Raw genomic sequence first — 26,186 nt, forward strand, 5'->3', positions numbered from 1 at the left:
TAACCCCTTAAAAAGAACCTTTTGACCTTAACTAGCGCCAGCACAAGTGGGCTTTTGTCCTGAATAGGTCGGTATACGGGCCGCTTTTGCTGTTAAGTCCTTAATTCGAGTATCGTGTGAGGGATGAGTGGAAAGCAATTCAGGAGTATGGTTTCCCCCTGAAGCTTTTGCCATGTTCTTCCATAACTCAACACTTTGGTAAGGGTCAAAGCCCGCTTTCGCCATTAATTCTAGTCCAACAATGTCCGCTTCACTCTCTTGCGTACGGCCATAGGGTAATAACACACCGTATTGTACGCCTACACCCATCAAGGCCATAATTTCATTTCTATAGTCTTGGCTTGCTAATGCAATGTTACTGATTTGCAGCCCTGTATTGGCAATTTGTGCATGAGACATTCGCTCATTACTGTGATCGGCTAATACATGGGCAATTTCATGACCAATCACCGTGGCGAGTTGGTGTTGATTGACCGCTACATCCAGCAATCCGGTATATACGCCAATTTTGCCTCCAGGTAGGGCAAACGCATTCACTTGCGGGCTATCAAACACCACCACTTCCCATTCACTGAAACTGCCTTGGATGGGGACATGCTTAATAATGGCATTGGTGACGCATTGTACATAGGCGTTGGTTTTTTTATCTTTACTAATCTTGAGTTCATTTTTCATCTCTGCAAATGATTGGCTACCTAGGCTCGACATTTGCGTATCGGAAAACAGAACCACTTGATTCCTCCCCGTAGGAGATGTGGCACAAGCGGTGAGTAGAAGCGTGGCTATTGTGGATAATCGCATTATGTTACATCGCATAGAATGACGGCCTTTAATTCCTCTTTACCAGATGATTTGTGGTGAATATATTCAAGTGTGGTCCAAACAGAAAAATTTGCACGCAAGATTGAAAAAACACACATAAAAGAGTTAAAAAAGAATAAGATACTAAAAGAAAATCACATAAATGGAGCGTAAGGAATGAGTATCTGGAAGCGTGAAATGTGTTTAGAGTCGTTAAATAAGTCATCAAAAAATACGCTTATTGAGCATTTAGGCATTATTTACACGCAAATATCAGAAAACAGCTTATCAGCGACAATGCCGGTTGCGCCGATCACCCATCAACCGTTAGGTATGTTACATGGCGGGGCATCGGTGGTATTAGCGGAATCTCTCGGCTCTCTTGCGGCAAATCTATGTTGTGATAAAGAGAGTTACTGCGTGGGATTGGAGATCAATGCCAACCATATTAAAGCGTTGCGCTCGGGTGTGGTGACGGGGGTAGCGACTCCAATTCATTTAGGGCGCAGTACACAGCTTTGGTCCATTGAAATAAAAGATAAAAGCGGTGATTTGGTTTGTATTGCTCGTCATACGGTGATGGTGAGACAGAATAAAAAACAAAAGGGCGTGTTATGACGTTAGATTTTGAGTCAGGGAAAATTGTAGTGACGGCCCATGAATTGATGATCCGCTTCACCGGTGAGCAAAGGTTAACTCTTGAAGCACAAACCGAAGCGCTGCAATTAATGGGACAAGTATTGGTGGTGGCCGATGCTCAGAGTCGTTTCTCATTAAAATTAGATTTGGCCATAATTGAACAAATTTCTCAAGTTACCGGCATTGCTATTACCTAATTGCAGGGGAGTTCGTGCTAAAATGAGGAAATTGTGTGTTTGTTTTAAAATTGGAATTTCCTCTTTATGAGTAGCCCCCGTCTTCGAGCTCAGTTTGAAACCTTGTTTGAACATTTTAATGGACAAGATAGTGATACCCAAATAGAAGATATTACGGACATCTTGTGCTGCACTCGTCGAAATGCGCGTATCGTACTCAATAAACTGAGTGAAGCCGGTTGGGTTGAGTGGCAACCTTCCGCAGGTAGGGGTAAGCAATCTCAGCTTATTTTTAAGCAAAATCGGCAAGATGTGGGAGAAGGGCTGGCAAAACGTTACCTGGAAGAGGGGCGTATTGGTCAAGCACTGCAAGTACTTAATCAAGATGCCAATCGTCTTACCCAAGTCATCCAAGACTACCTTGGCGTGCAGCACAGCCAAGGGCAACAAGTATTAAGGCTTCCGTACTATCGGCCCTTAGCGATGCTCAATCCGGCGAAACCTCATCGCCGCTCAGAGCAAAACATTATTCGACAAGTGTTTAGTGGGCTTACGCAATTAGATGAAAATGATCAACTGATCCCCGATCTTGCCCATACTTGGGAGCATATACAGGGCTGTCATTGGCGGTTTTATCTTAGAGCCAAAGTACGCTTTCATAATGGTACTTTGCTACAAACAGAACATGTGGTGAGTCAACTTCAAGCATTATCAAGTTTGCCTATGTTTGAACATATCGAGCAAGTCACGACTTCTTCCCCTTTGGTGATAGATATTCGCCTTAGCCGAGCTGACTTTTACTTGGATATATTGTTAGCGGAAACGGTGGCCAAAATTGTCCCTCATGATCATCAATTGCGGGAGGATTTTGATCAACTCCCATCCGGTACTGGGCCATATCGCGTCGCAGTTAACGATGATAAGCGATTAATTTTAGAAGCATTTGACAGTTATTACGGGTATCGCCCTTTAGTGGACCGAGTGGAAGTGTGGGTGATAGATGAAATTCATTCCAGCATTGTATATCCAAGCTTGTCACAGCCCAATATTCCAAGCCAAACAACAGACGATGATGTGGCGCTCGATCCTGGCTGTACCTATATTGCAGTGAATCAGCGCAGTGGTTTAGGGCAAGACCCTTTATGGCAACGCTATTTTTCAGCGGCATTGACCACGTTTCGCCTATTTGAACAATTGCCTCAACAATCCATTGTTGAATTAGGCTTGCTACCGGCACACGGTTTAAGGCCGGGTTGGTATCACAGTCAACCCGCCACACAACATGCGCCTCCTGAGCGCACAACGGTCACTATTGCCTACCACAGTGAACATCCGGTATTTCCTACTATAGCGAAGAGCATTGCCCGATTGTTAAAACAAGATGGCTTATCGGTAGAATTTGTTCGCTACCAACATATACCAGAAGACATTAATGCCATAGACCTATGGATAAAACCTATGGGGTTAGGTACCCACAGAGAAGATACCTTACGTGGTTGGTTGCTGGAATACAGTGATATAAAAGCGCTCAGTACTGAGTCTCAATTTGCTCACCTTCAGCAATTGGTGCAGCAGTGGCAGCAACAAACAAGCGACTCTTTTCCTGCGCGAGATATTGGGCGATATGTGGTAGAAAATCATTTGATTATCCCTATGTTTCATTGCTGGCTAGGGGTGAGCAAAGATCAATGCGGCGCCTTACAAAACGCCAAGTGCAACGCGTTAGGTTGGTTTGATTTTTCAAAAGTATGGGTGATGCCAGAACACCCATAACCCATGCCGTAATATTCATGAGATTAAGATGAACAACTCAAGCCAATGCCTTTTTGATTGGGCAGAGGAGGTAAGGCCCAACTTGGATCGCAGTCGTGCTCTATAAATGGGTTCTCTAGCACCTTTAACCAAGTATCAAGTACGGTAAACTGGCCACTTTCTACTTGTTCAATGGCTTGTTGCGCCAAATGGGTGCGCAGTAGATATTTGGGATTGACCGATTGCATTGTCTGTTGGCGCTGTTGGTCATCAGGATAATCTTGGCCTAAACGTTGCTGATACAAATTCAACCACAGCTTAAACGAAGGGGGATAGCGCAAGGTGGACCAATGGTCCGCATTGGTCTCAGCTAGGGTTCGCAATGTATGATGAAAATCCATACCGTGCGTTTCCATGAGGCTTAAGCATTGATTAATAAGCTGACGGTCGTCACTTTGTTCACTTTTAAGGGCAAATCGTTGTCTCATCAGCGCTCGGTATTGGCTTTGTACTTGATGGGGATAGGCTTGTAGTGCTTGTTCTATTTGCTCTTTATCAATAAGTGTCGATAAAGCATAACCTAGTGCTGATAAGTTCCATTGTCCAATGCCCGGTTGTTGTTCAAAGGCGTAGCGGCCACTGTAATCACTGTGATTACAAATAAATTTCGGCTGGTAAGCATCGAGAAAAGCAAAAGGGCCATAATCAAAGGTAAGGCCCAGTATGGACATATTATCGGTATTCATCACACCATGGCAGAAGCCATAAGCATGCCATTTTGCGATCATAGTCGCCGTCAACCGAATCACTTCTTGAAATAACTGCAGGTATTTATGTGGGCTATTGTCAATAAATGGCATGTGCCATTGGATGACATAATCGGCGAGGGTTTTAAGCTGTTGATGTTGCCCGCTATAAAACAAGTATTCAAAATGACCAAATCGAATATGGCTTGGGGATACGCGTAATAAAGTGGCAGCATATTCCTGCTCTTCTCTTTGTATTTGGGTAGCCGAGCCCAAAATGGCCAGAGCTTGGGTGGTGGGGATATCCAAGCCTTGCATGGCCGCACTAATGAGGTATTCCCGCACACTTGAGCGAATAACGGCTCGTCCATCACCTTGTCGAGAATAGGGGGTTTGCCCACTGCCTTTTAGGTGAAAATCCCACTTTTGATTGTTGGCATCCAATATTTCAGCCAGCAGTAACCCACGACCATCACCCAAATCGGGATTATAGTGACCAAATTGGTGACCCGTATATTTCATGGCTATGGGTTGCCATTGTTTAACAAGACGTTGTCCCGCTAGTAGAGCGATGAGATCTTGGCGCTTGGTACGAGTGATATCAATGCCTAATTTATTTGCAAGGCTTGGATTGACATGAATAAGGTAGGGTTCATGCAGAGCTGATGGTAAGGTGTGTGTCCCAAAGGCGGAGCCTAGATCGGCGTAGGTGTGGCAATAGTTCAGTTGATCTAGGGCTTTCATCTGGATGTCCTTAGTTGACTGGCATAGAAGGGCACTTTTATGTGCGTGACAGTGTCACTAGCTGTTGTGTGTAAGGGTGCTGTGGCGAGTTAAATAGCTGCTTAGTTTGCCCATACTCAATGACTTCCCCTCCTTTGAGCACCATAGTGTCGTGACACAAGGCGCGCACTACGTTGAGATCATGACTAATAAAGAGGTAGGTGAGGTTGTATTTTAGCTGCAGATCTTTCAGTAACTGTAGTACCTGTGCTTGGACCGTGCGATCCAATGAAGAGGTCGGCTCATCTAATACCATAAATTCTGGTTTGAGGATTAGCGCACGGGCGATGGCGATACGTTGCCTTTGTCCCCCCGAAAACTCATTGGGGTAGCGATAACGTGTGTCTGGATCTAATCCCACTTCTTGCATGACGCGGCAAATGTCATCATCAATATGTTGTTCACTTAACTGAGAGTGTACGCGCAAGCCTTCACCAATAATTTGTGCCACGGACATGCGTGGATTGAGCGCTGAGAACGGGTCTTGAAACACCACTTGCATACGTCGTCTTAGGGGGAGCATTTGTTTTCGATTTAACGCTGAAAGCTCTTGCTCATCAAATACAATGCCACCTTCACTGTCTATTAGGCGCAAGATTGCCATACCGGTAGTGGATTTTCCTGAGCCACTTTCCCCCACTAAGCCAAGGGTATGTCCTTTTTTAAGCGTAAAGTTTACTCCAGTGACAGCCTTAGTATGGTCCACTACTCGTTTGAATATGCCACCGGTAATGGGAAACCACACTTTAAGATCTTTGGCCACCACAAGAGAAGAGGGGGGACTGGGGACAGAAACCGGCTCTCCAGAGGGATCCGCTTCAATGAGCATTTTGCTATAAGGGTGTTGAGGCGCGGTAAATAGGGTTTGGCAATCTGCGGTTTCCACTAAGCGGCCTTCTTTCATGACGCACACTCGTGTTGCAATGCGTTTCACTATGCTGAGATCGTGGGTAATAAACAGCATCGCCATGCCTAACTCTTGTTGCAACTGTTTAAGCAGGTCTAGAATTTGCGCTTGCACTGATACATCAAGTGCGGTGGTAGGTTCATCGGCAATGAGTAATTCAGGCTCATTGATTAGGGCAAGGGCAATCATCACGCGTTGGCGTTCGCCGCCACTTAACTGATGAGGGTAGGCATTAATCTTTTGTTCAGGATGGCGGATCCCCACCTTGTTGAGCCAAGTGAGGGCGAGGGATTTGGCTTGCTTTGTTCTCAGTCCACGATGTATCTCAACCGTTTCCACCAGTTGGCGTCCAACTTTGTGTAGGGGGTTGAGTGAGATCATGGGTTCTTGAAAAATCATACCAATACGCGCCCCCCGAACCCCACGCATCCGGCGCTCTGACAGGGATAGCAACTCTTCACCATCAAAGTGAATAGTACCACTTTGATAGAGGGTACTGTGTTTCGGTAATAAGCGTAAGATGGCATTAGCCGTCACCGATTTACCCGATCCACTTTCTCCTACCAGGGCTAAAGTCTCGCCTTTAGATACCGAAAGGCTGACATTATAAGTTACTGTTCTAGGGGCATTTTTCTTGCCAAAGGCCACAGAAAGTTGCTGTATGTTAAGTAATGGCTGAGTCATGTACTGTTCCTATTCGTGCTGGCCTGTCGTTGTTCCTGCATAAAGGGCAACCTGTTGCTGATACTGTGTAACCGTGCTCATAAAGCTCATGATACTGTCAGTTTGTGTTCAGTTATTAAACAATATCTGCGTATTAGCTCGCACTTTTTAAAATTAACAGTAGCCGTGCAAATGTATTTCATATAAAGTTATTTGTAGTATTAAAGTACAAAAATATTGTTCTCAATTTGACTCAGGAGGCTAAAATGCCAAAAGAAATCTACAAATCAGCGTATAGCCTCGCTAAAGAGCTGGAATTGCACCTTCAACTAGCGCAAAAATGTTTACGCTCTTTAGACGCTACGGTTCTTGATGTCACCGATCATGCTGCAACGCTTGAATCCCTTGCTGAGAAAAATGCGCTCAATCTATCTACAACCATCGAGCTAGCAAATGAGTTAAAACAATCCATTGAGCGTTTAAAGCTCGCTGAACAAGCAAACTAATTGTACGTTTAATGATGAAAGGCGCTGTGATGGCGTCTTTTTTATGCCTGAGAATGTGGATCAAAAGCATCACGTACCGCCTCTCCAATAAACACCAATAGACTGAGCATTATGGATAACACGATAAATGCTGAGAATCCTAACCAAGGTGCTTGTAGATTCGCTTTTCCCTGTGCCAGTAACTCACCTAATGAAGGGGAGCCACTTGGCAGTCCAAACCCTAAAAAGTCCAAAGACGTCAAAGTAGTCACCGACCCGGATAAAATGAACGGGATCATGGTTAATGTTGCCACCATGGCATTGGGTAACATATGGCGACTAATAATGCGCTTATCGCTGACCCCTAAGGCGTGAGCGGCTTTGACATAATCAAAGTTTCGACAACGTAAAAACTCCGCACGCACCACACCCACTAAGCTCATCCAGCTAAATAGCACCATAATGCCGAGCAACCACCAGAAATTAGGTTCAACAAAGCTTGATAAAATGATCAGCAAGAATAAGGTTGGCATACCAGACCACACCTCGATAAAACGTTGACCAATAAGATCAAGCTTACCGCCGTAGTAGCCTTGGGTTGCGCCAACAACGACACCAATAACGCTACTGACGATGGTTAAAATAAAGCCGAATAATACGGAAATTCTGAAACCATAAATGATTCGCGCCAGCACATCCCGCCCTCTATCATCGGTGCCGAGCCAGTTGACAGCATCGGGTGGCGAGGGGGCAGGTTGTGACAAGTTATAGTTAATAGTGTCATAGCTAAACGGGATGACAGGCCAAACGATATAGCCTTTTTCATTAATCAGATCTTGTACATAAGGATCGGTATAGTCGGCTTCTGCTGCAAATTCGCCACCAAATTCAATTTCTGAATAGTGTTTAGCGATAGGGAAATACCAGCCATTATCAAAACTAATAAACAGTGGTTTATCATTGGCTACTAACTCCGCCACTAAACTAATGGCAAATAACAGGGTAAACAGCCACAGCGACCAATACCCTCTGCGGTTTGCTTTAAATCGTTGAATACGTAATGCAACTAACGGGTTCATTTATCGAGCCTCAAAATCAATGCGTGGATCGACCCATGAGTAGGTGAGATCAGAAATAATACTCAGCAATAAGCCCAGTAGCGTCATGATATATAAAGAGCTAAATACCACTGGGTAATCTCGCTGAATGGTGGATTCAAAGCCAAGTAAGCCGATGCCTTCTAAAGAAAACATCACTTCTATGAGCATGGAGCCGGTGAAGAAAATACTGATGAAGGCACTGGGAAAGCCCGCAATGATAATGAGCATAGCATTGCGAAATACGTGTTTATAAAGAATGCTTTTTTCATCCAACCCTTTGGCTCTTGCGGTGACGACATACTGCTTGTTAATTTCATCTAGAAAGGAGTTTTTGGTTAACATGGTCAAAGTGGCAAAGCCGCCGATGACCATAGCTAGGGTAGGCAGTGCTAAATGCCAGAAATAATCGATGACTTTTTGATACCAATTGAGGGAGTCAAAATCTGCAGAAACCAAACCGCGCAGCGGGAACCAATCGAAATAGTTACCACTGGCAAAGAGAATGATTAGGATGATCGCAAATAAGAAACCGGGAATGGCGTAGCCTACAATGACTAAGGCGCTACTCCAAATATCAAACCGAGAGCCATGATGAATGGCTTTAATAATGCCTAAAGGAATGGAGATCAAATAGATGATCAAAGTACTCCAAAGACCAAGGGAGATGGAGACGGGTAAGCGTTCCACTATAAGGTCAATCACAGAACCGCCCTTAAACAAACTTTCGCCAAAATCAAAGGTGATGTAGTTTTTCAGCATCTCAAAATAGCGCACATGCAGCGGTTTATCGAAGCCAAATTGCTGTTTAATGGCTTCAATCACTTCTGGGTCCATTCCCCGAGAGCCGCGATAGCCTGTGGTTTGGGCGTCATTATTCGCCGCCGATAATTCCACTTCTTGACCGCCACCAGTAAAGCGCTCCATCACACCAGAGTCTAGGCCTTCCATTTGCGCAATGGCTTGTTCTACAGGGCCACCTGGAGCAATTTGTATCACAAAAAAGTTAATGGTGATAATGGCCCATAGTGTTGGCACAACAAGCAGTAGACGTCTGATTATATAAGCTGACATAACACTCTTTTCTTGAGTTTATTTAGTGTGGTTTGTTTATTCGAGTTTGCTTACTCTGGTTTAACATTAAGGGGCAATCCCCCTCACAAGGTGACATTAGCGACGTTTCGCGGGTAATTTTTTTGCTTTGTCATTGTCAATCCACCAAGTATCAAGGCCCAGATCGTACTCAGGGCGAACATCCGGTCGCGAGAACTTATCCCAACTGGCAACGCGGAACGAGTCTGAATGCCACGCTGGAATGGCGAAAAAGTTCCAAGTAAGTACGCGATCAAGGGCCGGTCCTAGCGCCTTAAGTTTTTCTGGATCAAGCTGATGGGTATCGATCTCTTCAGTTAAGTAATCAATGGCTTTATCCTGTACCCCCGCCTGATTATAGGTGCTGTCCACAAAGTGGCTGTGCCAAGCGATTTTAAGATTGGCACTAGGGTAGGCGTTAGCAGAATAGGACGAGAAAATCATATCGTAATCACGTTCATGCCAGCGCTTAAGATATTGCGTGGTATCAACGGTACGAATTTTCATGGTGATCCCTAAATGACTGAGGTTTTTCTTGAGAGGATCGGCAATACGCTCTGTGGTTGGACTGTAGGCCATCAACTCAAATTCAAAAGGTTGGCCGGTGTTACTATTGGTCAGTACGCCATTTTTGATTTCCCACCCCGCTTCTTTTAGTAGCTTAATCGCCGTGCGCATTTGTGTTCGTATTCGACCAGAACCATCACTTTTAGGGGGAGTATAGGCGCTATCAAATACTCTTGGGGGAACTTGCTGTTTAATGGGGTCTAACACGGCCAGTTCTGCCTTGCTTGGTTTGCCTTTGGCTTGATATTGGGTGTTTTGAAAATAACTGCTGGTACGTGAATATTGTTGGTAGAACATATTTTTGTTCATCCACTCAAAATCCAGCGCATAGGTCAGGGCTTCACGTACTTTAGGATCGTGGAAAATAGCGCGCTCGGTATTATAGATAAAACCTTGCATGTTTTGTGGCAATTGGTGCGGGATTTCCTCTTTTACAATATACCCTTTGTCAAAGTTACTGCCGGTATAGGAAGTGGCCCAAAATTTGGCCGTGCCTTCTTGTCGTAAGTCATATTCACCGGCTTTAAAAGCCTCCAGCATCACAGTGTCGTCACGATAATAATCGTACTGTATGGTATCAAAGTTATTGCGACCCACGTTTACCGGTAGGGTGTCTGCCCAATAATCTTTAACTCTTGAATAGGTAATGCTTTGTCCAGATTTAAAAGACTCAACTTTATACGGGCCACTGCCTAGTGGCGGTTGCGATAATGGCTGACTTAAATCTTTGTCTTTCCAAAAGTGCTTGGGTAATACGATAAGGCCTTGAGCGAGTGAAAACAGAACATCGTGGTCGGCTTCATTCATTTCGATGCGAACGGTGGTGTCGTTGAGCGCCTTTACAGATTTGACTTTTTTATAATAGGTACGGTACTGAGGCACCCCTTGATCGAGAAACTTTTGAAAACTGAACTCAACATCATGGGCGGTAATGGGCACTCCATCATGGAATTTGGCTTTAGGGTTGATGTCCACTTCCATCCAAGAGTAATCATCTTGATAGCGAACTTTTTGCGCAATTAAGGGGTAAGAGGTATTGATTTCATCACTGGGTGAAAACATCAAAGTATCGTAGATCTCTCCCGTCATCGCTCCGGGTTTCCCCCTAGAGCCATAACGATTAAAACTGTCATAGGTGCCAATAGCGCCATAAGTAACGTGACCCCCTTTTGGGGCATTTGGGTTAACATAATTTAAGTGCTTAAATTGTAAAGGGTATTTAACGTCACCAAATCCGGACAAATAGGTGGATTCTATTACCTGCGCGTGAAGCCAAGGTGAACACAATATAGCTCCTGCAATTAACGTCCCTTTTAGCATGTGGCTCTCCATTTCCCTATAGTCAGGTGCGTATACACCATTGTTGTATACACTATGCCTGTATATGCAATGTGTTGATATTCATCAATCCTACTATTTTAGCGAAATTTGCGCTAACTATTTCAATGGTGGTGATCAAGATTGTCCGCAGAGGAACCCTTTGAAGGGCATTAATGTCCCAATGGTGGGGATAGTGGAGCCTTGTATTGTGCGGGTAGGGCTTAGAGTCTGTAGAAGTACACCAAAGCAGAGCGAGGACTCTGCTTTGTATTTTGACACGATAGCTTGGTGATATTTTAAGCGAACTCTTTTTGTAGATACGCGACAATGTCTTTAGATTCGTACATCCATGTGTCCACACCTTGATGATTGATTTTTAAACATGGCACTTTTATCTTCCCACCACCGGTATGTAACTCTTCACGCGCCTGCAAGTCATTTTTTGCATCTTTTAAGGTGATATTGACCGATTGGCGTTTGAGTTCACGACGCACTTTCACACAAAATGGGCACGCCTCAAATTGGTAAAGAGTTAAGTTGTCCACCTTTTGATTGGCAGCAAGTTGCGCCTGTTGCGAGCGTTTGACCCCGCGCGGGGTGAAGATAAAGTTAAGTAGCAAGATAACCTGTCCGAGAACAACCCTGATAAATTTCATTATGACCTTTGTTGTATTTAATTTTGAGAATAAGTCTCAATGCTGTATCAAAAATAGAACATAGTCAATGCAGTGACTGGGTTCTATTGGGACAGGTCAAAGTAATCCATTGTGTTTTAAGTTGGTTTTTCTACACAGCATTCAGTTTGGTAGTTGACTTACTTTTCCTTAGGGAAACGTAAGTCATAGGGGCAAATTTTCTCAGCTACTCACAGAACTTCCTATCTGAACAGATTATTGGGCTTATCTGACGGCAAAAGTATTAAATGCCTTGTTTTATCAGGGGTAGTGCCTTGTTTTTTTTGCAGAGCAATTAGTAAATTGTTGTTAATAGGTAAGTTGATGCCAAAGCTCCCCAAGGTAACATGCCACATCAAAAAGTGATAACAGGTCAGCTCGTTTTTATGTGACGGTGAAATAAGAATTATATATATAGTCTTTAATTTTTAGTGGGTTATGGTAGGTTTGTTGTAATTTAGGCTGGCGGAAAAACGAGCCGGCCTGTTATTAATAATGTTATACGTTTTAAGGAGGCGTTATCCATAAAGAAATTGCACTCAAATATGAAAGATTGTTGGAAGAAATCGCAGATATATCTTTAATGCAAAGGGTTGTTAATAATTCTTTTAAGCGAGAATTTGAAGTACTAGGCGAGTATGAAAAAAGTAACCTACCGTCAACAGTTATTAGTAGTGATGCCTTTGGTGCTTATAATATATTTACTGGAGAGCTTGAAAAATATGCAATCAGAGAAACAGAAATATCAAAACTCATAACATTAACTGAACAGCATAAGAATAATCAATATTGTTGGCTTCTTTCAAATGCTTTTGAGAAGTTTGAGAAATTCATTAACACTACTTATAACCTAATGAGTAACAGTGATAAAAGTAAGAGAGATCTAAGGAAGGTATTAACTTATTTCACAGACAACCTCCCATATTTAAAAAAGCATGAGAAAAATAACAAATCTGGGATTCATCTTAAAATTGCTATTTTGTATATTGAAAAGCTCAGGCATGCGATTGTACATTCACAAGGTAAGTTGGATGATGTGGAAATTTTTGTTTCTAAAACTATCAAAGACTCAGGTATAAGTAATAATAAGAAAGACCACGAAGAGTTTATTAAACAATATATTTCAAATAATCAGGTGGTTATCTTCGAAACACCAATTGGGAATAAAAGCGCTTTCCCTAGGTACCACGATGTTTATACTCATTTGGTAAGCTACTTAATAGGATATGCTGGTTTAGTAAATAAAGCCGTAAATTTACATAAAAACGTATAATAAATAAGGATAAGTGTCGCCCAGTCGACACTTTATCTGGGTGTTGAGCAAGCCCAATCGTGTAGTTGTCTTCTATTAGTAAATTGCTCTTTGATGAGTAGCTTGAAATGAACCTCATCGACTTTCTACAAGTCGTACGAGGCTATCGAGTTGAATCTGTTATGAAATTTACCTTGATGAAAGTGATTAACGCGGATTTATTTGACTTTATTCGCCCTAGATCTTGAGGGTTAGCACCTCGTGGGGGCATTATGTCTATATTCACAAAGATTAAGAATTAAATCCGTATTAGTTCCGTACAGGTTGCGCTTTGATGGTTTGAATTTTATACTCAGGTTGATTGCGGAATCACTCCGTACAATTGGAGGTTTTATGGCTACTGCAAGACTTGATATCCGTTTGGATGAAGAAATCAAAGCTAAGGCTGAGAAAGCATCAGCTTTACTTGGTTTAAAAAGCTTAACTGAATACGTTGTTCGTTTAATGGACGAAGATTCAACTCAGGTGATTTCTGAGCATGAAGGTATCACTGTTGAAGCAAATGTATTTGATCAATTCATGGCTGCTTGTGACGAGGCTAAGGCTCCGAATAAAGCATTACTTGAAGCAACTGCATTTACTAAAAGTGGTGAGTTTAAGTGAGTTATTCCAAAACTTTCAAAGAATTGGATAAATCACAACACGATAGAGCATCATTTGACTGTGGGGAAAAAGAGTTAAATGATTTTATCCAAACTCAAGCTGCTAAACATATGCAAGCAGGTATAAGTCGTACAATGGTTTTGCCTGCTTCTGTGCCATTACCCAATCAAAAATATCCAATTTGTTCATTTTATAGTATTGCGCCAAGTTCGATTAGCCGTGATACGTTGCCACAAGCGATGGCTAAAAAATTACCGCGCTATCCAATACCTGTTTTCCTTTTAGCTCAATTGGCAGTTCATAAAGAATTTCATGGCAGCGGATTAGGTAAAGTTAGCTTAATCAAAGCTCTCGAATATCTTTGGGAAATTAACTCTCACATGAGAGCTTATGCCATTGTTGTTGATTGTTTAACTGAACAAGCTGAGTCATTTTACGCAAAATATGGTTTCGAGATTCTTTGCGAAATCAACGGTCGTCTAAGAATGTTCATTCCGATGAAAACAGTCGGTCAGTTATTCACTTAGACATAAGAGTGAATATAACGAATAAGGATCAGCTCATCGACTTTACAGTTGCACGAGGCTATCGAGGCGAATCCGCTATGATTGACCTTGATGAACTCTAATTATGTTGTGACTTTAAGGGGGGTATCCTTATTTAGTGTGTTCTCGCATTATCCAATCTGAAGTTTATCGCGATAAATGGGTCATGTAGGCTTGGTGATCCCAACGCATGCCATATCATGTTTGTAGCAGTGGCGTGAACGCTTGGCTTTGGTTTGTGTATTGGTTGATGGGGCGAATTGCCAAGTGTGAGGTGAGGTTATTAGGTTAATCCGTTGTATCCTAATTTAGTAATATAGCTGACAAAGTTCTATCCAAATTCGTGCTGACGGGGCAGATCATCGTAACGCAGAAATGCCCCAAAGTGAGTTTCAGGCACTACTTCAATCCATAAGTAATTTTAATACGAATAAGCCCCGCAATGTGGGCGAGACTCATAAACTACTGGATCCTTACCTCAAAATCTACGTCAGAATTATGGAGCACAGCATCGTTTAGACTTCTTGCCACTGCCGCATAGACAAGGTGCGTTTCTTCCAACTTTTCCACGTTTTATCTGTGGTTGTCCACCAAAGGATAGCTTTCTTACATCTTTTATATGATGCTCTGGTGAAATAGGTCTTAGATCCGCAACTATCCTTTCCATTTCAACTGATTGGCTCCACTCGCTTTCGTGGTATGAAGCAAATCGAAATTTATCTTTAGTTGGGCTAAAACAGCACCCAACCCAAGATTCTGCTTTGCATGTATATTTTCGTTTCTCACAATGCGTAACTAGTTTCTTATAGGCCGTAACATTGTCATCTTCATTACAATGGACAGTTAAGCCAGTTTTTTCCTCTAACAAAGGAAGAGAGATATCATGGTGACGATGATCTATATTAAATTGCGCAATCATCTTTGTAATAGCTTCATTGAGTAGATTAATGCTATCACCATTCATTGATAGAAGATGTAACCCTAGCTTCTGAAGACAATAATCTGCCGAAAACTCAATGCCATCGATTATACTCCCAACATAAGACTTTCTATGAGCTGTGAGGAAACCTTCGGGTGTCTTTTCACCATCATGACCATCCCTTCTGGTTAACATGGCTAATTCCAGATCTGTGGAGATATCATCGTCAAGCATAACTAGTGTCGGTTCTTCCTCAAAATATAAGTTTTGCTTGATGTAAGTTGAGAGAATGACTAGTTCATGATTAGAAAGAAGTGAATCACCATAGTCACTCCGTTTGATTAGGTAGTCGAGAACCCAGAGGGGAGATGGCAACATTTCCGTAATCATATCAATCAAAAACACATCCATTACATAAGGGTGTTTTATTACATTGGTTGTTTGATGTTTTAGAAAGTGTCGCGCTTGGGCAGCAAGAGCTGGAAAGTGGTCTGATACAATACAAACAGGAAATATCGTCTTGAAATCAGATTGAATTTTAACCTGCTTGCCAGATTCGTCTTTGAAAATGTATCCTTCTTTTTGCAACAGTTGGCTACATAAGTCAGCTTGGTCGTAGGCGTCTTGAATTGCTTTTTTAAAATCGTCTTCAAGCTGTTTACCGTTACCTTTACGAGCTTCAATAGTGAGCTTCTTAGACTTAGCTTGCACTACTATAGCGAAACGACCAAATGTGACCAAAACATCAATTTCGCCAGCTTTGCCTTTACCATCGAATATATCGATATTGGTTAGAACGTTCTCTTCGCCAAATATGAGTGCAAGGCGTTCAGCGGTAAAATCCTCAGTAAATGCACCTCTGTGTTTACTTGCGATAGATTTATAAGTTTTATCTTCGTTAAACCAAAAGAATGGACTTTCATAAAGAGCTTCCCATAAGCTGTAGGCTTGAAAGTTTACAAAAGTATCGTCATTAATTTTTATTATAGGAAACGCATTTTTGTGATTGAAGTCGTCCACAGATTTAAAGCAATTCATTCCTTCTTCGGGCTGGGCAGATAGAGCTGCGATCACAGCCTCAACAACCTCTTCATCTAAACCACTTAGTGTTACGACTTCATAGATAGTAAAAATGAACATAGGTAGATGGTATTGTAATGGCCAGCTTTTTCCTGAAGATACTGATTGATTGGCTTTTTCTAGTTGAATTTGTTCTATAGCTGAAATAACATCAACTGCTTGAGAAATTTTAAAGCCTTTGTTTTCTTCAACCCAATTCTCATCAAGAGAATAGCGACGCTTGGCTAAATCTCTATATTGATGTTTAAAAACCCCATCCCCTCCGTAAAAAATAGCTTCCCGCATAAAATGATTTTTATCACCACTTGGGGTTAGTTCTCGCATGAACTTACCAAAATTAGGGGCATCATCACCATCTTTAGAATCAAATTTTTCAGACAAGGCTGCAATATTTAGTGGTGGGTAAAAGCTTCGATGTAGTTCATTAAGAAGTTGCCAGACATGTTCAGCTCTTTCTTTTAATTCATCTAAGCTCAATTGTTTATCGTTGAATCCGCTTTTACACGCTAGACCAATGAGTGTAGAAAGCTCGGTTCTGGATAAGCGAGTCCTATCAAACGCCTGTGAGAAAGCTTCTCCATCCAACTTTTCACCAGAAAAGTGAATGAAAGTGTCTTTCCAACAGAAAAAAGCTATTACTTCCCAAAAACCTTCTTGGGCGCCAAGCTTCTCTAGTTCATCAAAAATCTCTTGTTCACTTCTCATAGTGTTCCGTAATGTGCATGGTTACTTATACTCAATTTAACACATACTAATTAGAAGTTAGCCTTACTTTTCTATTAATTATTATTAATCCATAGCAACGATATTACAGCAATAATTCAAACACGTTTTTGTTCAAAAACTTCCCAGCGGATAATTCGTAACTCAGAAATGCCCCATTATGAGTTAACACAAACATTCATCATTATTCTCTCGGTGTGGATTTTTCATCCAAACGCTAATCTGAAGTCCAAATTGTTAGAAATGAGAGTTTCTTATTATTTGGTATCGAAAGCTTTCTAACCTAGATGAAGTAAACGATTTTTTAATTTGGTCATCCAGATGGCAAAAACCTTACTTAAAGTATGCAACTTCACGTAGTGACTCGTTGTTCATCTGTAGGAGTGTCGATAAAATAGGTGGATAACAATCAGGGAATTATAGGTAAAGTCAGTGGCTGAAACTAAACATATCGGCGCAATTGCAGAAATCATTTCTAGTCAAATCTTTAATGAAATGAAGTGGCGTACAGGTGATGAAACAGACGTAAACTGGAAATGCTGCATGGATTCGCATTTAACCAAGGCGCAGCGTGAAGCAAAGAAACCAAAGGAAAAAACACATCCTACTGATATCGTTTTTTCTTATTCAGACCCGTATGACAGTGAAGTAACGATCTACGTTCAAACAGATCTTAAATCGTACAAGAAGTCTACAATTGAAAACTACAGGGGTATCCGTTCAACTATTAGTAGCCTTGCTCAACAGGTAGAGTGCTCGCAAAAAAGTCCTGAATGGCGTGGTAAATATTTGCTGAAACAACCTAGCAAATACAAGGTTCATGGCATGCTATTTATCTATAACCACGACAATGAATACGACGACGAACTATTTGATAAGCTAAGTGGTGTTCCTAATTCAGAATACAGCATGCCTGAAAACTCTATGATGGCAGTTGCGTATTTCGGTGATTGCGATCAGCTGTTTCGGTTTATTCCGATCACCAGATCCTGCCGTTTTTCTCTCTTCTTATTTTTACTCTAAGTGATCGGATTGCGCCAGTTTTCTCATTGATTCACCTCCCAGTTCTATTCGATGACTATTGTGTACGAGCCGATCCATTAACGCGTCTGCAACGGTAGCGTTACCTATCATGTTGTACCACTCCTTTACGGGTAATTGGCTGATGACGATTGTGCTGCTGTTTTGATAACGATCTTCAAGCACTTCTAGTAAGTGACCCGCATGCTCTTGAGTGAGCTTTTCCATTCCCCAGTCGTCGAGGATCAGTAACGCTTTCTTAGCTAGCGATTGCAGTTGCTTTTGATAGCTACCATCCATACGACCCGCGGTCAGGTCGTCAAGCAAGCGTGTTAATCGGTAGTACCTAACCGTTTGTTGTTGGTCACAGGCGCTGGTTGCCAGTGCGCAGGCAAGATACGTTTTTCCTGCGCCTGTTGGGCCTGTAACCAATATGTTCTGGTGCTTGTATAGATAACTGCCCGTCAGAAGTTCGCTCATCTGTTTACGATTGAGGTTTCGTCCCTCCTTGTAGATGAGTTGGCTCGGCTGCGCATCCACTCTCAGCTTGGCTTGTCGTTTTAAGCGTTGGATTTTGGTCTGGTTACGATTCAGGATTTCACTGTCCAGAAGCAGGCTTAGCCGTTCCTCGAAGTCCAGCTCTGCGTAGGTGGTCAGTTGCTCTTGCTGCTGCTCTAATGCTTTCGCTGCATGGCTCAAGCGTAGGGTTTTAAGTTGGTCGTTCAGTGCATTCATATCCTTTCTCCTAATGATAACTGTTCGGGCCACGAACATTGCTATGAACAAGGTTTGGCGTGTTTGTGCTGTCTTTGCTCAGCTGTCCTTCACGATTGTTTTTCAGCAAATTGCTGATGAAGGTGTAATTGGATTTTGTCAGCATTAGCGCATCTTTACAGGCTTGCTCTAGGCGCGACTCACCATAGGTTTTACTGAGGCTGAGCAAGCCAAGACAGGAACGATAAGACTGCTCTGGATGAGGCTTGGAGTTCAGCATCTTATTGACGATTTCTCGTGTGGCTGGGCCGATAGTGGATCCCCAGCTAAGCAAGCGCCCTGGCGACCACTTTTGATGTTGATGGTTGCTTGGCATGTGCTCTGGTTGGGTGCTGTTTCCTCGCTCTCTTTGGCTACGTGGATGCTGGGCCACCAAGTTACCTTGATGGTAGATCTGTACCAAGCGATTAGAGGCTTCCAACTCAACGTGGTGACCAACAAGTTGATGAGGAACTGAGTAGTAATGACGGCGATATTCGATGTGATAGTCAGGGCCAACTTTGGCTCGCTTAGTTTCGGTGTACAGGTAACGCTGTTTAGGCAGTGGTCTTAATGCAGGTTTGTCGAGTCTTTCGAACAACGCTTGGCGGCTAGCGCCATACTGTTTCATCTGACGCTGATTTAACTCATTCATGAGTTCACGGATGGCGAGATTCAACTCTTTGAAGGTATGGAAGGTTTGGTGTCGTAGCCGCATCATGATCCAGCGCTCTACTAGGAGCACTGCATTCTCTGCTTTGGCTTTGTCTTTCGGTTTGTAGGGGCGAGCTGGCATCACAGCAGTTTGATAGTGATTCGCCAGTTTTTGATAGCTGTCGTTCAGCCTCGGCTCATAACGATTGGCTTTAGTGACCGCACTGCGTAGGTTATCGGGAACTAAGAGTTGTGGTACACCATCGAAGTGTTCGAACGCATTCGCGTGTGCTTCTAACCAGTAGGGCTTCCCTTGACTAGGGAAGGCTTCAACATAAGTGTAATTGGACGCGCCTAAAGTCGCGACAAACACCTCCGCTTCGCGCACTTCGCCAGTGTCAGGGTTGACCACCTGAAGCCGAGGTCCACAGTAATCGATAAACAGTTTATCACCTGCAACATGAAGTTGGCGCATGCTGCGTTTTTGGGTTTTGAACCAACGAGTGAAGTGCTCGCAGAACTGAGTGTAAGCGTAAGCTTGTTCTTGATGTTGCTCATGATACTCCTGCCAGAGCAGCATCTTTGTCATGCCTTTACGTCTGAGTTCGACTGCGTACTGAGTGAAGTCTGGCATGACTTTATCTCGACAGGGTTTCTTACCGTGATACAGCACCTGAGTGAGATCTGCATCGCTACAACTGTCGGGTAAAGGCCAACCAAGTTGGCTTTGTTTAAAGCGAGTAAGGAGTTCCGATATGGTGGACGGGCCGAGTTTAAGGCAAGAAGCGATACCACGATTTGAGAGACCGCAGTCGTACTTAAGGCGTAATACCTCTTTAATTTTGTTCATTGGAGTTCTCTTTTTGGCCATTGTCGCTTCCTTACTTGCTTGTTTAAGAAGTAAAGAATAGCGAGCTATTGATTTAAAAGAGAAAAAGTAAGGATTTCGGGCATTCCGATCGCAGTTTTCGCTATTCCGATCATCGATTTCGGAGTTAGGCTAAAAGTGATCGGATAATCGCGGAATCAGCGATCGGTTTAAACCGAAATAGGTGATCGGATAATCCCGAAATGACTGATCGGAATGCTCCGAAATATGCAGGCAGTTTTCGATCCTAGGCTGATTCGTTTCTTGCTTAGTACTGTTGAAGAAATCAACAAGCGTAGAAATATTCCAGCTGATACTACCGCACAAGAAATCTTATGGCAGAAGATTCCTGATCGAGAGAAATGTAGTTTTTTCTACCCTGACAAGCACAACAAGCTGTCCGTGAAAGGGGGGGGCTCTTCTGCGTCATTGGAAATGATTACATCTGGTATGTTGATGTTTTCTTACGAGCATGATTTTTTTAAGCACATCGAAGGCGATAAAGTAATCACCGTCCGTAAGAAGATTCTAAACATTTTTTGGGATGAAGATGTTAAGTCCAAAGAAGCATTTGTATTTGTTCTCGAATACATTTTTAACTATCAATTGCTGAATCAGTTTGATCGCATTTACATCAGCACACCATTTTCATCAACTTCAGGTACGTATCTAAAAAACGCCATTACTTACTACGCAGGAAAGTATTCGTTTAACAGTCAACAGCTTAATACGGTTCGAGAGAACATCATTTCGATTCCAATCCATACCAAAACGGTATCGATTTATGATTTCCAAGTTGGTAGTGAACAGCACAATCGCATTTGTAACTTTGAGTAAGGCAGAAAATAATGAATAAGTACCAAGCAACACTATTCGCAAATGAAAGCGACATCTACACTGCCTTGCATTCAAACAAAGCGAAAATGGCTGAAGGCGCACTGCGAAAAATTGCTTTTGATCGAGGGTTAATTTTTCCAAAGAAGCTGGAACGTGAAGACCTAGTAGAAAAGATTTCCGATTTACCATTTTCTTACTCGCATGTAGAAAAGATTCAAAAGAAACTTGCTTCAAATTCCAGTCAGGATCTGTTTTCTGTAAAACGCATTTTTAATGATGTTGAAGGTTTCGATAACTTCAATATTGACGACCTATATGACGTTGTCGAGATTGTTAAGCAAGAGCGTCCACCAATGCTTGGTAGCGAAACGATTGAACACTTTGCCTCTCCCGGCATGTACGTGATATCAATCGAATATACGGAATTTGATTTCAAGCGCAGTAAGTTCCAACAACGTAAGATGTATGGTGGTGAAATTCGTTTCATTGTATATCCTAGCTATGTTTCGGTTCGTTTTAACTACACAAAGCGAATTAAAGAAATTCTTGGGGAAGTAATTGATAAGTACCAAGAAAAGCAGAAGTGCAAGATTTGCATTCGTGAAATTGATCTATCAAGTATTACTGAAGCTCAGCATCGCAACGCTTTTGCTGAAAACATGTACGATTTCGACTCTTTATACACGAGTAAATCAGGGTTTAGCTACGCTGGGCTAGAAAGAGTACGTGTAAGTAAGATCCACACTGCATTAGAACAGCCAACGTCTGTTGAATTGGATGATGACTCTGACGAAGAACGTGATGATTTTGAACTGGATGCAAAAGCCGATGATAAAGACAATAAGACATTTATCGATAATGCTTCATATGACGGAAAATCATTAGTGAATACCACACAGATCGAAGATCTATGTAAAGATGGTTTTTACCGTAGTCAGATCAAATGGAAGTCGAAAGCTATATTCTTAACGGGCGCACCTGTAATCACCTTTGAACTGGCTTTTGATGAGAAATACAAAGCAAAAGATCTGAAGTTTAAAATCATTAGCAAAGAAACATCAGGCATGCCTGATACTAAAGAAAAGCCAAATGACGCAGAATTTGACCAAGTGATTGCACACCTAGAAGAGCATATCTTTGTGGTAAACGACATCATTCAAGAAGGATACGCACAACAATTTCAATCTGCAACACCAGAACCTGACAAGCAGGAGGCTAGTTGATGGTTAAGGTAAAACTATACAAGGTCGATCAGATACCTATAGAAAAGATTGTCCGTGCGAACCTCGCATATAGGCAGTATGATCATGACACAGGCTTTGGGTTTGAAGTAATTGATGACGATGAAGAATTCATCATCCAATTCACAGAACGCCAAATCCTTAAACAAGAAATCGAAACACTTGATGGTAGCGTTTCGACTATTGAATCGGTCTCTTACATTAAAGTGAAGTTCTGTATTCGATTTGGAACTAAGCATGCAGTCTATGTCATAGATCCACCTAGAAGCATGAAACACCCATTTGAAATGATAAGGACACTGTTTGGTTCTGACTGTAACTTACAGCCCGCTGAATTCGATTTGAAAACGTTGTTGCTAATTTTTGATGCAAGCTACAAACATGTAATTAAATCTATGTCGCTGTCCAACATCCATTGTGATGCTAACACTTTAGCTAAGACAAAGATTGTAAGCTCAGAGGACTTACATCCGTTCTATTTGAATAATTACAGTGATACTAAAGCTGTCATTGACATAATTCATATGGAAGTTGATGGCATTGATGTTGAATTATCTCGTACAGGGCGTTTTCGCTTACATGAAGCCAAACTACCGAGATTTATGCTTATGCTTGAACATTCATTCCAGTAAGCCCTTAGAAAAGATCTAATGACTTTTTCGTTGTTATGCGCAGATAAAAGGCTTCAAGATACTCATCCTAATCTGACAGAGACGAATTTGGGTAATTAATCTAACTCACTTCTGTCCGTGCGACCTGAAGTCGTATGAAGCGTTGTTCACCGCTTTATGAGTGAACCGTCTGTATCACCAGATGAACCTACGAGCCTGAATAAAGCAGCGGCTCGGACAATGTAACGAAACTTGGCCGTCTGGCCGAGTGGGAAAAGAATCGTAAGAGGACGTTCCTCCTGAAAACCACAATTCGGGTAAGTGCTAGGTAGTCAGTATGATGAACGTATGTGAATCCATTCAAGGTGCGTTATGTGATGAAGCAGCGGAAGTGGTTAATACGCTGTGGCCAAAAGGCAATGAGAGTTGGAAAGAGGTTGGACAGTACTCTTTCGTGGTCGCTGTACTCTCCGCACTATAGTGGGCATCTAAACTGACATTTTACGTAACATACGGAACAGGGTAAGCCTGAATCACTCCCTTTGGGAAAGCCTTTGTGGCCGATAGTGATGCAGGTATAGGAGGTCGGAAAAAGCGAAAGCTACATTGTAATGATGTAGATACAGACCTGTGTCTGATCACAAAAGTGAGCCCACTTCCGACTGGTCTCCCATTGCGAGATAATTTGAAGAACTTTATTCAAGGAGAAAAGCAAATGATGATCTCGAAAGAGATTAGTGCATCTTCTGACGGCGCTCAATGGCAGTCCATCGATTGGAAATCCGTTGAAGCACACGTATTGAAGCTTCAAATGCGTATCGCAAAAGCAACGAGAGAAAAGAAATACGGTAAGGTGAAGTCCTTACAGTGGCTCTTGACTCATTCTCGCTCAGCCAAACTTGTTGCGGTTAAGCGAGTCTCTCAGAATAAAGGCAGTAAAACGCCTGGAATAGACGGTGTCACCTGGAACACAGATGCACGCCGTATGAAAGCAGTCAATCAACTGAGTCGCAAGGCTTACTCTGCAAAACCACTCAAACGTATCTACATTCCCAAAAAGAACGGCAAGCTCAGGCCATTGGGTATTCCATGCATGATTGATAGAGCGCAACAAGCCCTCCACCTTCTAGCACTAGAGCCTGTGTCCGAAACGTTTGCCGACCTCAATAGCTATGGTTTTAGGCCAAATCGCAGCACGGCTGACGCCGTCAGTCAGTGCTTCAAATGTTTGGCTCTAAAGCAATCAGCGAAATGGGTCCTTGAGGGAGATATTAAAGCTTGCTTCGACAAAATCGGGCATCAATGGCTTATGAACAATATCACGGTAGATAAACGTATGTTAGAGCAATGGTTAAAATCTGGCTATGTGGATAAGGGACTGTTCTACGATACCGATGAAGGTACACCTCAAGGTGGAATAATTTCTCCAACCTTGATGCTAATGACTCTCGCGGGGATAGAACAACAAATAAAATCTACAGCCCTGAAACAGGGGGCTAGAGCCAACTTTATCGGTTACGCGGATGATTTCGTGGTCACTTGCTCTTCAAAGGAAGTGCTAGTGAACGACATCAAACCGTTGATTGCTGACTTTTTGGCAGAAAGAGGGTTAACCCTCTCCGAAGAGAAAACGAAGATCACTCATATTGATGATGGCTTTGACTTTCTGGGCTTCAATCACAGGAAGTACAAAGGGAAATTACTCATTAAACCGAGCAAATCCAACACGCTGTTATTCTTGAGAAATCTACGTGAACTTATTAAAAAGCACGCAACCATCCCTGTTAACGATCTTATCAAGTTGATAAATCCGAAACTTAGAGGATGGGCGAACTACTATCGCCATTGTGTTGCTAAACAAGTATTCGGGTATGTCGGCCACAAACTATTCCAAGCGCTATGGCACTGGGCAGTTAGGCGTCATCCAACCAAGTCCAAAGACTGGGTTGTTCATAAGTATTTTCTTAATCGTAAAGGCCAGTGGCAATTTCACGGTTGGCAGAAAATTATGAACATGGACTGTCACTTAAATTTGTTCCAAATAGCTAAAGTGCCTATAGAGCGACACGTAAAAATCAGGAATGCAGCGACCCCTTTTGACCCTCAGTACCAAGAATACTTGGCTAAGAGAAAACCCAAAAGGCTAGCTCGTAACTCTTGGAAAGAGCCTGTCCCGACTGCGTTATAAGTTGCTGGGTATCAATGATGCCTTAGTGGAGGCTTGAGCCGTATGCAGTGAAAGTTGCACGTACGGTTCTTAGGGAGACGGCACTTGGTAACAAGTGTCGTCCACCCGACAGAAGTGAGTTAATGCCCCTTATTAGTTACGGTATTTCTCTCTTTTTTGACTGCTGGGGTAGGTCGATTCTAAAAACCACCCCTTGTTTGCCAGCTGTATTTTGAAAAACGTATCAATATCCATTATTTGCATTTTTTGTGCTATTGGCTCAATAGGACTGAATTACTTTTGCCCAATTGTCGGAAGCCAATAAAGTTTGTTCATTTTGGCAAAGGATGGTAGCTGTATCAGTCAGCAGAACATTGATTTTATTGAACTTAACGTAGAAAAGCGATCAAACTTTATTGTCCAGTCTGAGCGTAATGTTGCACAAGCGTTTCTAAAAGTGATCAATCTTTACGGTTTTTACCGTCAGAATCGGTCTTATCTGGATGCCTTTCTGATCAGACTCTATTGTCTGACGACACCAAGGATGATATTGGCCAATAAACTTTCTGTCGCGAAGCTTTTAGGGATAATGCTCTGCGGTGCTGGTTTTTGAACGATGCGGTTGTTGTCTTCAGTTTGCTCGCATTGACGACAAGCATATTTAGGACGAACGTATTCCAGAACTTTGAGTACCGCTGGCGTGAACTCTAATTTCTCGCTGCGGTCTTCACCGATTTTATGAAGGTTATGATTGCAGCAAGCGCACTGCTTTTCATGGTCGTCTATATCGAGTTCGATAACCTCACGAGGCAAAGTCTTAGGTAGAGGTTTACGTTTACCACGCTTTTTCGTTGTGGTCGTCGTCGTGACCACTTCAACCTCTTCTTCCTTAGCAGCTTCACATTCCGCTTCGTTGAAGAGGTTACCTTGTGATTCATCGTAAGGTTTTAACGCCTCTGAGCGTCTAGCGAACTGACGGTCGAAGGCAAGCTTGAGCTGTTCAAGTAGCGACTGGCGCTCTTGTTTCAATTGGGTTTCTGACGCCAACAGCGTTCTTAGCATCGCTTGTAGCTCGGCAACATCTTGGCTTTCTGGGTTGATATTTGGCTAAGGCGTGTTTTAACTGGATAGTGCTAGTCACATGTGTCTAG

At 42.5% G+C, this 26,186-nt stretch carries 23 protein-coding genes and 1 pseudogene; 13 read left to right on the forward strand and 11 right to left on the reverse strand.

The annotated features are described in order from the left end of the window. Nucleotides 1-27 precede the first annotated feature (27 nt). A complete protein-coding gene (locus OCU56_RS13630; RefSeq protein ID WP_261875285.1) occupies nt 28-801 on the reverse strand; it encodes a M48 family metallopeptidase in 774 nt (257 codons plus the stop codon). Between the two features lie 177 nt (nt 802-978). Between OCU56_RS13630 and OCU56_RS13635 the strand changes: the two genes are divergently transcribed. The 3 genes from OCU56_RS13635 to OCU56_RS13645 all read left to right on the forward strand — a co-directional run bounded on the left by OCU56_RS13635 (nt 979) and on the right by OCU56_RS13645 (nt 3,389). After that, nucleotides 979-1,419, forward strand: a complete 441-nt coding sequence (locus tag OCU56_RS13635) for a hotdog fold thioesterase (RefSeq protein ID WP_261875286.1) — start codon at nt 979-981, stop codon at nt 1,417-1,419. Next, nucleotides 1,416-1,637 (forward strand): DUF3389 domain-containing protein, encoded by a 222-nt coding sequence (locus tag OCU56_RS13640; protein ID WP_261875287.1) that lies wholly within the window; start codon nt 1,416-1,418, stop codon nt 1,635-1,637. Before OCU56_RS13635 ends, OCU56_RS13640 begins: the two co-directional genes overlap by 4 nt. A 66-nt stretch (nt 1,638-1,703) precedes the next feature. After that, entirely contained in the window at nt 1,704-3,389 is a 1,686-nt protein-coding gene (locus OCU56_RS13645) for an SgrR family transcriptional regulator (RefSeq protein ID WP_261875288.1), read from the forward strand. A gap of 23 nt (nt 3,390-3,412) precedes the next feature. Here the strand turns inward: OCU56_RS13645 and OCU56_RS13650 are convergent, their stop codons facing one another. Then, complete coding sequence (locus OCU56_RS13650) at nt 3,413-4,858, reverse strand: protein adenylyltransferase SelO (protein WP_261875289.1); 1,446 nt, start codon at nt 4,856-4,858, stop codon at nt 3,413-3,415. 37 nt (nt 4,859-4,895) lie between these two features. Continuing rightward, entirely contained in the window at nt 4,896-6,488 is a 1,593-nt protein-coding gene (locus tag OCU56_RS13655; protein ID WP_261875290.1) for an ABC transporter ATP-binding protein, read from the reverse strand. A gap of 245 nt (nt 6,489-6,733) precedes the next feature. Between OCU56_RS13655 and OCU56_RS13660 the strand changes: the two genes are divergently transcribed. Further along, nucleotides 6,734-6,973: a hypothetical protein gene (locus OCU56_RS13660; protein ID WP_261875291.1), complete on the forward strand. Its 240-nt coding sequence runs from the start codon at nt 6,734-6,736 to the stop codon at nt 6,971-6,973. A gap of 41 nt (nt 6,974-7,014) precedes the next feature. On the opposite strand, the gene OCU56_RS13665 is transcribed toward OCU56_RS13660, so the two are convergent. The 4 genes from OCU56_RS13665 to OCU56_RS13680 all read right to left on the reverse strand — a co-directional run bounded on the left by OCU56_RS13665 (nt 7,015) and on the right by OCU56_RS13680 (nt 11,684). Continuing rightward, nucleotides 7,015-8,031, reverse strand: coding sequence for an ABC transporter permease (locus OCU56_RS13665; RefSeq protein WP_261875292.1), 1,017 nt, complete (start codon nt 8,029-8,031; stop codon nt 7,015-7,017). After that, nucleotides 8,032-9,123 (reverse strand): microcin C ABC transporter permease YejB, encoded by a 1,092-nt coding sequence (locus OCU56_RS13670; RefSeq protein WP_261875293.1) that lies wholly within the window; start codon nt 9,121-9,123, stop codon nt 8,032-8,034. 96 nt (nt 9,124-9,219) lie between these two features. After that, nucleotides 9,220-11,028, reverse strand: a complete 1,809-nt coding sequence (locus OCU56_RS13675) for an extracellular solute-binding protein (protein WP_261875294.1) — start codon at nt 11,026-11,028, stop codon at nt 9,220-9,222. A 296-nt stretch (nt 11,029-11,324) separates the two neighbouring features. Next, on the reverse strand, nt 11,325-11,684 hold the full coding sequence (locus OCU56_RS13680) for a glutaredoxin family protein (RefSeq protein WP_261875295.1): 360 nt from the start codon (nt 11,682-11,684) through the stop codon (nt 11,325-11,327). Between the two features lie 574 nt (nt 11,685-12,258). Between OCU56_RS13680 and OCU56_RS13685 the strand changes: the two genes are divergently transcribed. The 3 genes from OCU56_RS13685 (at nt 12,259) to OCU56_RS13695 (ending at nt 14,144) form a co-directional block, all read left to right on the forward strand. After that, nucleotides 12,259-12,975 (forward strand): hypothetical protein, encoded by a 717-nt coding sequence (locus tag OCU56_RS13685; protein ID WP_261875296.1) that lies wholly within the window; start codon nt 12,259-12,261, stop codon nt 12,973-12,975. A 372-nt stretch (nt 12,976-13,347) separates the two neighbouring features. After that, complete coding sequence (locus tag OCU56_RS13690) at nt 13,348-13,617, forward strand: type II toxin-antitoxin system TacA family antitoxin (protein WP_315973189.1); 270 nt, start codon at nt 13,348-13,350, stop codon at nt 13,615-13,617. Next, nucleotides 13,614-14,144, forward strand: a complete 531-nt coding sequence (locus tag OCU56_RS13695; RefSeq protein WP_261875297.1) for a GNAT family N-acetyltransferase — start codon at nt 13,614-13,616, stop codon at nt 14,142-14,144. The genes OCU56_RS13690 and OCU56_RS13695 overlap by 4 nt, the downstream gene beginning before the upstream one ends. Before the next feature lie 514 nt (nt 14,145-14,658). On the opposite strand, the gene OCU56_RS13700 is transcribed toward OCU56_RS13695, so the two are convergent. Continuing rightward, nucleotides 14,659-16,866 carry an NERD domain-containing protein gene (locus OCU56_RS13700; RefSeq protein ID WP_261875298.1) on the reverse strand — a complete coding sequence of 736 codons (2,208 nt, stop codon included), beginning with the start codon at nt 16,864-16,866 and terminating at the stop codon, nt 14,659-14,661. 450 nt (nt 16,867-17,316) lie between these two features. Between OCU56_RS13700 and OCU56_RS13705 the strand changes: the two genes are divergently transcribed. Further along, nucleotides 17,317-17,907, forward strand: a complete 591-nt coding sequence (locus OCU56_RS13705) for a class I tRNA ligase family protein (RefSeq protein ID WP_261875299.1) — start codon at nt 17,317-17,319, stop codon at nt 17,905-17,907. Here OCU56_RS13705 and istB read toward each other — a convergent pair. Together istB and istA are read right to left on the reverse strand one after the other, a co-directional pair. Beyond that, nucleotides 17,899-18,639, reverse strand: coding sequence for an IS21-like element ISVch3 family helper ATPase IstB (gene istB, locus OCU56_RS13710; protein WP_068699098.1), 741 nt, complete (start codon nt 18,637-18,639; stop codon nt 17,899-17,901). The genes OCU56_RS13705 and istB overlap by 9 nt on opposite strands. 10 nt (nt 18,640-18,649) lie before the next feature. Beyond that, on the reverse strand, nt 18,650-20,182 hold the full coding sequence (istA, locus tag OCU56_RS13715) for an IS21 family transposase (RefSeq protein ID WP_261874252.1): 1,533 nt from the start codon (nt 20,180-20,182) through the stop codon (nt 18,650-18,652). Nucleotides 20,183-20,407: 225 nt separating this feature from the next. Here istA and OCU56_RS13720 point away from each other — a divergent pair, with 225 nt between their 5' ends. The 5 genes from OCU56_RS13720 (at nt 20,408) to ltrA (ending at nt 25,056) form a co-directional block, all read left to right on the forward strand. Further along, nucleotides 20,408-21,016, forward strand: a complete 609-nt coding sequence (locus OCU56_RS13720; protein ID WP_261875300.1) for a hypothetical protein — start codon at nt 20,408-20,410, stop codon at nt 21,014-21,016. Nucleotides 21,017-21,027: 11 nt separating this feature from the next. Further along, nucleotides 21,028-22,239 (forward strand): hypothetical protein, encoded by a 1,212-nt coding sequence (locus tag OCU56_RS13725; protein WP_261875301.1) that lies wholly within the window; start codon nt 21,028-21,030, stop codon nt 22,237-22,239. Then, complete coding sequence (locus OCU56_RS13730) at nt 22,239-22,889, forward strand: hypothetical protein (RefSeq protein ID WP_261875302.1); 651 nt, start codon at nt 22,239-22,241, stop codon at nt 22,887-22,889. Before OCU56_RS13725 ends, OCU56_RS13730 begins: the two co-directional genes overlap by 1 nt. 316 nt (nt 22,890-23,205) lie before the next feature. After that, nucleotides 23,206-23,349 (forward strand): hypothetical protein, encoded by a 144-nt coding sequence (locus OCU56_RS13735; protein ID WP_261873930.1) that lies wholly within the window; start codon nt 23,206-23,208, stop codon nt 23,347-23,349. A gap of 234 nt (nt 23,350-23,583) precedes the next feature. Next, nucleotides 23,584-25,056: a group II intron reverse transcriptase/maturase gene (ltrA, locus tag OCU56_RS13740; protein ID WP_261873931.1), complete on the forward strand. Its 1,473-nt coding sequence runs from the start codon at nt 23,584-23,586 to the stop codon at nt 25,054-25,056. Between the two features lie 516 nt (nt 25,057-25,572). Here ltrA and OCU56_RS13745 read toward each other — a convergent pair. Beyond that, a pseudogene (locus tag OCU56_RS13745) lies at nt 25,573-26,097 on the reverse strand (IS66 family transposase zinc-finger binding domain-containing protein); the annotation flags it as partial. Nucleotides 26,098-26,186 lie beyond the last annotated feature (89 nt).

Source organism: Vibrio rarus (genome assembly GCF_024347075.1).
Lineage (GTDB): Bacteria > Pseudomonadota > Gammaproteobacteria > Enterobacterales > Vibrionaceae > Vibrio > Vibrio rarus.

Coding starts and splice junctions, on each gene's coding strand:
- istB (WP_068699098.1), bottom strand. CDS start 18,639: ATGAATGCACTGAACGACCAACTTAAAACCCTACGCTTGAGCCATGCA.
- OCU56_RS13700 (WP_261875298.1), bottom strand. CDS start 16,866: ATGAGAAGTGAACAAGAGATTTTTGATGAACTAGAGAAGCTTGGCGCC.
- OCU56_RS13690 (WP_315973189.1), top strand. CDS start 13,348: ATGGCTACTGCAAGACTTGATATCCGTTTGGATGAAGAAATCAAAGCT.
- OCU56_RS13665 (WP_261875292.1), bottom strand. CDS start 8,031: ATGAACCCGTTAGTTGCATTACGTATTCAACGATTTAAAGCAAACCGC.
- OCU56_RS13640 (WP_261875287.1), top strand. CDS start 1,416: ATGACGTTAGATTTTGAGTCAGGGAAAATTGTAGTGACGGCCCATGAA.
- istA (WP_261874252.1), bottom strand. CDS start 20,182: ATGGCCAAAAAGAGAACTCCAATGAACAAAATTAAAGAGGTATTACGC.
- OCU56_RS13645 (WP_261875288.1), top strand. CDS start 1,704: ATGAGTAGCCCCCGTCTTCGAGCTCAGTTTGAAACCTTGTTTGAACAT.
- OCU56_RS13675 (WP_261875294.1), bottom strand. CDS start 11,028: ATGCTAAAAGGGACGTTAATTGCAGGAGCTATATTGTGTTCACCTTGG.
- OCU56_RS13720 (WP_261875300.1), top strand. CDS start 20,408: ATGCAGGCAGTTTTCGATCCTAGGCTGATTCGTTTCTTGCTTAGTACT.
- OCU56_RS13630 (WP_261875285.1), bottom strand. CDS start 801: ATGCGATTATCCACAATAGCCACGCTTCTACTCACCGCTTGTGCCACA.
- OCU56_RS13725 (WP_261875301.1), top strand. CDS start 21,028: ATGAATAAGTACCAAGCAACACTATTCGCAAATGAAAGCGACATCTAC.
- OCU56_RS13735 (WP_261873930.1), top strand. CDS start 23,206: ATGATGAACGTATGTGAATCCATTCAAGGTGCGTTATGTGATGAAGCA.
- OCU56_RS13670 (WP_261875293.1), bottom strand. CDS start 9,123: ATGTCAGCTTATATAATCAGACGTCTACTGCTTGTTGTGCCAACACTA.
- OCU56_RS13730 (WP_261875302.1), top strand. CDS start 22,239: ATGGTTAAGGTAAAACTATACAAGGTCGATCAGATACCTATAGAAAAG.
- OCU56_RS13655 (WP_261875290.1), bottom strand. CDS start 6,488: ATGACTCAGCCATTACTTAACATACAGCAACTTTCTGTGGCCTTTGGC.
- OCU56_RS13660 (WP_261875291.1), top strand. CDS start 6,734: ATGCCAAAAGAAATCTACAAATCAGCGTATAGCCTCGCTAAAGAGCTG.
- ltrA (WP_261873931.1), top strand. CDS start 23,584: ATGATGATCTCGAAAGAGATTAGTGCATCTTCTGACGGCGCTCAATGG.
- OCU56_RS13650 (WP_261875289.1), bottom strand. CDS start 4,858: ATGAAAGCCCTAGATCAACTGAACTATTGCCACACCTACGCCGATCTA.
- OCU56_RS13680 (WP_261875295.1), bottom strand. CDS start 11,684: ATGAAATTTATCAGGGTTGTTCTCGGACAGGTTATCTTGCTACTTAAC.
- OCU56_RS13635 (WP_261875286.1), top strand. CDS start 979: ATGAGTATCTGGAAGCGTGAAATGTGTTTAGAGTCGTTAAATAAGTCA.